Genomic DNA, 9,426 nt, shown 5'->3' with positions numbered 1-9,426 from the left:
TTTCAGCAAATAATTGTCGAACTCAGGTTATTGAGTATTCGGCATTGGTTAAAATCTTTTCAATGGCCATGTTACCCTTTCTGTCAAATCCGAGTTCTTCAGCCTTTTGTTTAATCATGCAGGGTGGTACCTTCTTTGAATATGCTCCGTAGATAAACCGGACGATTTTTGTTTTAGATTCATCGATGACAAACCTAGGGTCCCTTGACCACCTATTTTTTTGTGTCCGTAAGGTGTGATGCGGAAAACAAATTTTCCTTTTTTTGTTTTCTTTGAAGATATCCTGGTATTGGTATATTTTATAGGGTCAGTTATATTAATGTTACATTAAATTATTATGTTTGAATGTGTAAACAAAATAAAACATAAAACTTAAGATGAAAGGTAAAGGTGTAAATGCACTGGAAGGGGAAAATTTGCTGCTACAGGAAGCTTCTTCTGGCTGCTGCACCGCTTTTACAAAACTATATGTCTTTTATCTTCCAAAATTGTATCTATATGTCTGCCCATTTGTTCGTTATTCAAAAGAGGATACCGAAGAGATTCTTCACGATATGTTTATGAAAATATGGGAAAGGAAGGAAGATTTGTCAACGATAAAATCTTTAAATAGCTATTTGTACAGCATGGCTAGGAACAAATTGGTTAACATACACGAACACAGCAAGGTTAGACAAAAAGCTATTGATTATATTTTTCATCATAGAGATCTCGTCGTAAATAATACTGATGACAATTTCATTTATGCTCAGTATAACGAAATTATTCAGCGCGCTATTAATGCACTTCCACCCAAGCGTAAACATGTCTTTGAAATGAGTATTCGGGAAGACCTTTCCCAGGATGAAATTGCTGCAAGGTTGAATATTTCCAAATCAATGGTTAAAAAACAACTGTATGCCGCTACAAAATATTTAAAAGAATACCTTAAAGTTCATGCAGATCTCACCGCATTTATTGCTTTTTGCATTACTACCAGAATTTTACATTAATTTTTTGTCTCCGGGGTGTCCAATCCCAAGCTCTTCCTGTCATAGTATTAAATCGGATTATAATAATGGATTTGGAGGAAGTAAAACAATTATTAGAAATAAGCTTATCAGGGAACTTTACAAAGCAACAGCAGGATACTTTAGGGGAGTGGTTTGATAGCGCTGATAAAGCTGAATTCCTTATAGTTTTGTGTTGGTGGGAGGAAATGCTGGAACAAAGGAATGATCAAATAGTTGTGGATGCTGGATTAATTTCAAGAATTGAGGACGGATTAAATCATATTGAAAGGCCCGTAATCCCATTTCCAATAAAAGAACCTAAGTCTTATCAGAAGAGTTTTAAGATGGCATGGGCAATTGCAGCCTCTCTATTTTTGATTTTGTCAGCAGGTTTATTTTATTATTACACCAGCAACAGCAGACCTTTTGATAAGCGGGTAAGTCAGAGTCGAGTTTTAAATGATATTGAACCGGGGGGAAATAAGGCGATATTAACCCTTAGCGATGGAACAAAAATAGACCTTAATGATGTGCATACCGGAGGGGTTGTAGCCAATCAAGAAGGTATTAGAATTGTGAAGAAGGAGGATGGTCAGTTGGTTTATAGTATGGTCGGTAATAGCGAACTGAATAGGCTCGGGCTGTATAATATTATACAGACGCCTTTAGGGGGGCAGTACCGGGTAAATCTTCCTGATGGAACAAGTGTGTGGCTAAATGCAGGATCTTCATTAAGGTACCCTGTGAATTTTGATGGCGGTGAAAGAAGGGTAGAGCTAATCGGTGAAGGTTATTTTGAGGTGGCCAAGGATAGTGAGAAACCATTTAGGGTACAAACTAGAGGGCAGGTGGTTGAAGTTCTAGGCACTCATTTCAATATCAATAGCTATGAAGAGGAAGCATTTACCAAGACCTCCTTACTGGAAGGAAGTGTAAGAATTCGCTCATTAATTAATAAAAGGACGATTGTTTTGTTTCCAGGACAGCAAGCAAAGCATAACGACTATACTTTAGAGGTTAAAAATGTCGATGTGAATGAGGTTGCAGCATGGAAAGATGGCTTTTTTGTTTTTAGTGATGAAAGCGCCGAAACGGTAATGCGTAAAATAGCACGTTGGTATGATCTGGAAGTCATTTATGAAAATAACATTAGTAATATAGATTTTTCAGGTTCTGTAACCCGCTATAAAAATGTTTCTGAAATTATTAAAACACTGGAATTAACTGGTCTGGTGCATTTTAAATTAGATGGGCGAAAGCTCAGCGTATTTGCGAATTGATATCTTCCTATGAAAACCAAATAAATAACCAAATCAACAAACTAAATCAACAAACTAAATTAAATCATATGAAGAGATAACGACACGCCACTTAAGGGTTATCCGGATAAAAAACCGGGAGATGTTCTCAACCACCTCCACGGTAGATTTTGTCTGGACCAAAACCCAATGAATTTTCTAAGAACATTTATTATCAATCCAAACTAAACAAAAGTATGAATAATAATATTCATTGTTGGCCGCGCTATGAAAATAGTCGGCTGTATAATAAAAAACAGATCATCATGCGCATAAAATTGACCGTTGTGATAATGATTGCTGCATTTTTACAGGTCAGTGCAAATGGATTTGCCCAAAATATCACACTAGCTGAAAAAAATGCATCTGTAGAACAGCTTTTAATCAAAATTAAAAAGCAAAGCGGGTATACATTTTTATATAGTCCGCGGCTAATCAAACTAACTAAGCCGGTTTCACTTACTGTAACAAATGAACCTTTAATTTCCGTACTGGAAAAATGCTTTGAGGGCCAGCCGCTAACATTCGTGGTCAATCAGAACACCATAGTTGTAAGAAAGCGTGAAGAGGAATCACCATTGGTTGGCATTCAGTTCAAGCTAATCAAAGGAAGAGTCGTTGATACTAAAGGCTTGCCTTTACCTGGTGTAACAGTTAGAGTAAAGGACAAAAATGCAACGAAAATTAGTGATTCAAATGGAGAATTCAGTATAGATGCTGAAGATGGTGACGTACTGATCTTAACTTACATTGGCTATAAAAGAAAAGAAGTAACTGTAAAAGGTACACAAAATTTAAAAATTGTTCTGGAAGGGGATGAATCAGATCTGACCGATGTAGTTGTTATTGGTTACGGCAAACAAGATAAGCACAATAATCCAAGTTCTATTAGTCACGTTGATGGAGAAAAATTACAAAACAGACCAAGTGGTTCTATTGAAAGCTTACTGCAAGGTCTTGCTCCAGGATTAATTGTTCAAAACAATTCCGGTCAACCGGGTGGAAGAAGCAATATCTCTATAAGGGGGTTGTCAGACTTTTCTAGTTCTGCTAATTCAAACGTGGTAAGTACACCTTTATTTATTATTGACGGGGTACCATTAGATCAAGACTCTTTCAATCCGTCGAATCCTAGACAAGCTATTTCAAGTGTTTTAGGAGGTTTAAACCCTTTTGATATTGAGAGCGTAGATGTATTAAAGGATGCAGCTGCAACAGCTATCTATGGTTCAAGAGGTGCAAATGGAGTAATTATCATCACCACAAAACGTGGAAAGGCAGGTAAACCTGTTGTAACCTTAAATACACAATTTGGAGGAAGCACACCGCCTCAGCTTCGAGCTACATATGGTGGAGCAGCAGAGCGAAATTTTAAATTATACTTATTTAATTCCTATCAAAGTTCGAAAGTCGGTGGTGGAACTTCCAGCCCCCCAATTGAATTAACAGACAGTTTAAATAGCTTCTATAACAATTCTACCAACTGGCAAGAGCTCTATTTTAGAAATGCAGCGTTGTACAGCGTTAACCTTGGCATTAGTGGCGCAACCGAAAATGCCAGTTACCGTTTAGGCGCGGATTATTATAATGAAAAAGGTGTTGTGTTAAATTCGGGTTATAAACGTTATTCATTAACTTATCAAGGCATTTTCAACCCAACCAAAAAACTAACTTTTACAGGCAGGGTCAATGTTAATCAGCAGGATGCCGGTCAGCGTCGTGGAGATACATTTAATGCTGCAGTAGTTGGTAATAACTTTTCTTCTTCATTTGCCCCTGGGCCTAATTCGGGTTATTATGATGCGTTTTTACAGTCTTACAACAAAGGTGTGAATATTGATTTAACAAGGAATCTCTCAGCGCAATTGGAAGGCAGCTTCGATGTAACTGATTATCTTAATATATCCTCCAGAGGTTCAGCTCGCTATCAGTTCTATCGCACAAGAAACTTCAACCCTTCGGCAGCAAATTTAAACGGTAAAGCATCATCTTCGTACTATTCGCAGGAAACCCTAGATCTGTTAAGTGAGACCAATATCAGATTACATCATACTTTTGCAAATGCGCATACCTTTGATTTCTTGGTTGGTAATACAATTAACACAAATAGTAATGATAATATTTTTGGTAGTGGGGTAAATGGACCAAACGATGCGCAGCAAGTTATTCAAGGTTATTCCCAATCAGATATTACTTTACAGACAAATAATATCACTTATGGATTATTATCTTATTACTCAAGACTCTCTTACGATTTTAAAAAGAAATATATTTTTCAGGGAGTAATCAGGAGGGATGGCTCATCCAAATTTGGTAAAGATAAACAGTGGGGGGCTTTTCTGTCAGCCTCTGCAGCATGGGTTTTTACCAAAGAAGATTTCTTTGCAAATCATGTGGGTAGCTGGTTTAACTTCGGTAAGTTAAGAGCTAGCATTGGAACCGCTGGACAGCAATATCAGGATAACTACCTGGCTTTAGGTGCATATAACACCGGGGCGGGTAGTGGTGCCCTTGGAACCTATAATGGATCGCCAATATTGGCGCCAAATTATTCAGGCGCAAATGGTCTGCAAATTCCTGATTTAACTTGGCAAACTTCAAAAGACTATGGTGCAGGTTTAGATTTAGAGTTTTTTAACAGCCGTTTAACTGCAACTTTTGATTATTACCATAAAGCAAAAGACGGATTCTTGTTTACCACTCCTTTAAATAGCACAAGCGGATATACTCAAAAGAGTGTTAACAGCGGAGCTGTATTGAATACAGGTTTTGAAGCTGGCATTACAGGCTATTTAACAGCGCCTGCCAAGAGGTTGCAATACAGCATGACATTAATCGCCACAACAAATAAAAATCAATTGACCAAACTTCCTGACTTTGGAAGAAGTATTTCCAGATCAGGTTATGCCATTGGACAGCCATATTTACAAATTGGCAAGCCATTAAATGGTTTTTATCTATTGAAATATCTTGGCGTCTTCCCTGATGAGGCGTCTGTGCCAATTAATCCTTATACGGGTGCTAAATTGCGACCGGTAGGTCCTTTTGCATCCCAGGATCCCTATCATGCAGGAGATATATATTTGCTTGATGTAGATGGAGATGGTCGGATTGATGGATCTGGAAATAGTGATCGGGTTTATATGGGGGATCCTAATCCTAAGGTGACCGGAAGTTTTTCAAATACGGTTTCTTTTCGCCTAAAAAATAACTCATCATTTCAATTTAGCTTCCTGTTAAATTATTCAATAGGTAATAAAGTATATAATAAAGTGCTGGCAGATCGAATTCAGTCGGTAAGCTGGACGGCCAGTAATAATGTAAATTATCCTGGGGAACAACGTAATTTGCTAGATGTTTCCAATTTGGATGTATGGACCCCAACTCATACTAATGCGAAATATCCGGTATTAAATCCTTGGCGCTATTATTTATTCTCAAGCTATGATTTTATTGGTAATTACGAAACAAATACTTCGTTGTTTTTAGAAGATGGAAGCTTTGTAAGGTTGAGCAATGTTACATTTGGATACGATTTTTCACCTAAGTTTTTGCAAAAAGCTAAAATTAGAAGATTACGTGTTTTTGGTGGATTGGAGAACGTTTTTCTGATAACCAAGTATTCCGGAGTTGATCCAGAAAACGTGGATTATTTTGGCTACGATATTGGTAATGGATACCCTGTGCCAAAGAAATTTAATTTAGGTTTCAATTTTGAATTTTAATCTCATGAAAAAAAATAAATTAACTAAAATAGCAAGCCTATTTTTAATAAGCGGTATACTCCTGTTTTCGTGTCAGAAAGTACTCAATCCCGATGTAGTGCAGGTGCCTACGGCTGCTAACGCAATTCAAACCGCGGCCGATGTGGATAAAGCTATTGCTGCTGCGTATTCATTTTTACGTGTAGTGGTGCCAGATAAAGTGTTTTTATTCAGTGATGTGCGCGCGAATACATTCGAAAGCTATAGTCAATCTAGTAACACCAGGCCGGAAACTTTAATTGCGACTAATACTATTGCTCCGCTATTAAATAACAATGGTGGAGACTGGAGCGGATTTTATAGAGTTATCGCGCAATGTAATCTAGTGTTGGAGAAGATACCTACTATTCAAAATTATGATGAGACCGCTAGACGCAGGAGTTTGGGTGAAGCGTGCTTTTTAAGAGGATTGAGCTATTTTTATCTTACTCGTTTTTGGGGAGATGTTCCAATTAACCTGAGCGCGGTGAATATCGATAATATTGCAAGAATGCCGCAGGCGCAGGTTTTTGATCAGATAAAAAAGGATTTAGATGTGGCAATTGCCAATCTTGCACCGTCATATTCTGTTGGAGATCGGGCCGTGAGGGCAACTAAAGGTGCAGCTTGGGCAATAAAAGCCCATGTTTTGGCTTGGGGTCAAGATTATCCTGGTGCAGAAAAACTTTGCGATAGCGTTATTAACAACGGGCAGTATAGCCTTGTTACTGATACCTCCCAATTGTTAAAAATATTTATCGGAAAATCCCAGGAAGGTATTTTTGAATTAAATTTCGATGCTTCGTTAAAAGAAGTGCAAAAAAATAAAGTATACAATCGTACTTTAGGAAGACCATGGTACACCGATCAGTCTGACGGCGGCGGGGGTACAGAAAAATTCCTGCTATGCCCACCTCCAGCATTGTTAGCGCAAATGTTTCCAGCTAATGAGAAAGATGGACGTAAATCTACCTGGTTAACTAATTCGGTTAAAAACTTTGATCCTTCCCGTCCTTACTTAGGTAAGTACAGAACTTTACAGGTTCAAGGTGATACCTCCTCTCAAAATATCAACGAATCAAACATTATCATTACGCGCTTGGCCGATATTATGCTGCTAAGAGCAGAGGCTTTAGCAAGTACACAAGTAAATAGACCTGCGGATGCTATAATCTGGTTAAATAAAGTGAGGGCAAGAGCAAAAGCTAGGGAATATACAAGCGGAGGCAGCCTTCAAGATACCATTTTGCTTGAGCGTAGAAAAGAGTTGCTAGGCGAAGGGCAAACATTTTTTGACTACGTTAGAACAAGAAAACTTGCGGCTTATTCCAAAATAACTCAGGCAGATTGGTATACTAAAGGTGCATGGTTGCTGCCAATCAATCAGACAATAATATCTCAAAGTGGATATATCATCACTCAAAATAGCTTCTGGCAGTAATTGTTAAATTATATTTAAAATTAGTATGAAAAATTATATATCAAAAACGAAATTCATAATTGCTATTTGCGTTTTATGTTTCGCAATTGCTTCATGCCAGAAGACAGACTATTTTAATGATGGTGGAATATCAAGGCAATCAGATATTGAAAAAAATATGTCTACCTATGATTTTTTGGCGAGCAGGCAAAATCACATGTTCGATTCATTAGTTAAAATCATCAACTTGACAAATGGGAAAGCACTTGTAAATCAATCTAATATTACATTTTATGCATGTCCTAATTCAGCAGTCATGAGGTTTCAACGTAGGTTCTTACCTTCTGATAAGCAGGCACCTAGGGCACTGAGTAAAATTGGTGTAGACACTTTAACAATGTTATTGAAGCGATTTATTCTCGTGAATGATCAGGTTTCTTTAGAACGCGCTGTTTCAGATAAGAATAAAGCTTATAAAGACTATAACACAGATAGTTTAATTATTTACGGTGTTAGTGGCATTACCAATCCAGGTAGTTCGGTAAGAACTAGTGCAGATTATATGATTTATGAGCATCGAAAAATAAAACTTAAAGATTCTATCAATTATACAGCTGGTATGCAAACCCATAATTTAATTACCGCAAACGCCATTTTACATGTTTTAAGCGATGGGGCGAATTTTGGCGGGGGGCTAAAACTGAAATATTTTAGAGTTAACGATAATTAATAGAAAATTATTATGAGAAGAATTTATTTGAGTTCCTGTTTGCTATTTGTAATAGGAATAGCATTACTGATAGGATGTAAGAAAGAGGAAAAGGTTGGATTTATTAGTCCGGCAATAGCATATACTACGAAAACTTTAACAGTGGTTACCGGACGGGGAATCATTATGTCTGCAGCTTTAGCTTTAGATGAATCCACTAAACCAATAGAAGCGAGTATCCTTTCTATCCATGATGAAAATGGCAAGGAATTTACCGAGTTAATGAATTATAAAGTGGATACCTATTATTGGACTGGTACACCTATTGGTTTAGAGACTTCGTTGGATCAAATTAATAAGATCAGGGTTCCTATTAAAAGACCGGCAATAGATATTAATCCAACCAATGGTCAAATCATTATTTATGCCGAAGCTAAGGATGCTACTATTTTTCCTCAGGGGCGTTATATTTTTGATATAAAAGTTAAAAATAGTGGCGGAGAACTTATCATTAAGAATGCATTAACCATAAATACGACACCTGCAGGACCTTATTCTTACGCCTTTTCAGGTGTGGATGGCATAAGTGGCCTTGATGTTAAAATTGAAAAAGCTTCAGCTTCAACGGGTTCTACTAAGTTGATTATTAAAACGTTAAAAATGGATGGCACCCCAATAGACCCTAAAACACTTTTGGGCTATGATTATGGTACAGCGGCAAATCCAAATTTAAAAGATTGGCATAATTTAGGCCTTCAGAAAATAGATAAGTATACTGAGTTTCCTGATCGTTTGGAGATTGAAACACCTGGAGTCCCTATACCAGTTATTGGTGGTTTACCAACGGGGAACGGAATTCCGGTCTGGTCTGAACGAATAGATATGTATAACAACAGCAGTGCTATTGGAAAATACTTTAATTATTGGTTCGATTTTGCAATTTATGAACCTGGAACCTGGAATATTACGATTCAACTAAAGTATTAATGCTCGCTTCTTGTTCAGTATTCCTTTGCCCATCGATAATCGGTGGGCATTTTTTTTTAAATGGATTATAACGTATCCGCGCTAAAAGCCCAATCGGCGGAGGCATTATATTAACCTGAGTTCGATTATTAAATCTCACTTTGTGACGTTTTAATCAAGTTTTCAGTTAAGGCGGTCGTCACCCTGAATTTATTTCAGGGTCTTTCACGCTAAAAAGATGCTGAAATAAATTCAGCAGGACGATAAAGCTGGATTAGGCGTGTATAAGATATGATTT

6 protein-coding genes are annotated in these 9,426 nt (G+C 37.3%); all 6 read left to right on the top strand.

Translation table 11 applies throughout. The features are described 5' to 3' along the window. Window positions 1-377 precede the first annotated feature (377 nt). The 6 genes from AW17_RS22085 (at window position 378) to AW17_RS22060 (ending at window position 9,149) form a co-directional block, all read left to right on the top strand. Window positions 378-992 (top strand): RNA polymerase sigma-70 factor, encoded by a 615-nt coding sequence (locus AW17_RS22085; protein WP_029280224.1) that lies wholly within the window; start codon window positions 378-380, stop codon window positions 990-992. 65 nt (window positions 993-1,057) lie between these two features. After that, window positions 1,058-2,272 (top strand): FecR family protein, encoded by a 1,215-nt coding sequence (locus AW17_RS22080; RefSeq protein ID WP_029280222.1) that lies wholly within the window; start codon window positions 1,058-1,060, stop codon window positions 2,270-2,272. 284 nt (window positions 2,273-2,556) lie between these two features. Then, entirely contained in the window at window positions 2,557-6,015 is a 3,459-nt protein-coding gene (locus tag AW17_RS22075; RefSeq protein WP_167343711.1) for a SusC/RagA family TonB-linked outer membrane protein, read from the top strand. A 4-nt stretch (window positions 6,016-6,019) separates the two neighbouring features. Continuing rightward, entirely contained in the window at window positions 6,020-7,474 is a 1,455-nt protein-coding gene (locus tag AW17_RS22070) for a RagB/SusD family nutrient uptake outer membrane protein (protein ID WP_029280218.1), read from the top strand. Window positions 7,475-7,499: 25 nt separating this feature from the next. After that, on the top strand, window positions 7,500-8,183 hold the full coding sequence (locus AW17_RS22065) for a hypothetical protein (protein ID WP_029280216.1): 684 nt from the start codon (window positions 7,500-7,502) through the stop codon (window positions 8,181-8,183). Window positions 8,184-8,195: 12 nt separating this feature from the next. Then, window positions 8,196-9,149 (top strand): DUF5007 domain-containing protein, encoded by a 954-nt coding sequence (locus tag AW17_RS22060; protein WP_029280214.1) that lies wholly within the window; start codon window positions 8,196-8,198, stop codon window positions 9,147-9,149. The last annotated feature ends 277 nt before the right edge of the window (window positions 9,150-9,426 follow it).

Source organism: Pedobacter borealis DSM 19626 (assembly GCF_000708285.2).
Taxonomy (GTDB): domain Bacteria; phylum Bacteroidota; class Bacteroidia; order Sphingobacteriales; family Sphingobacteriaceae; genus Pedobacter; species Pedobacter borealis.
This window is presented reverse-complemented; position numbering and strand designations above follow the sequence as displayed.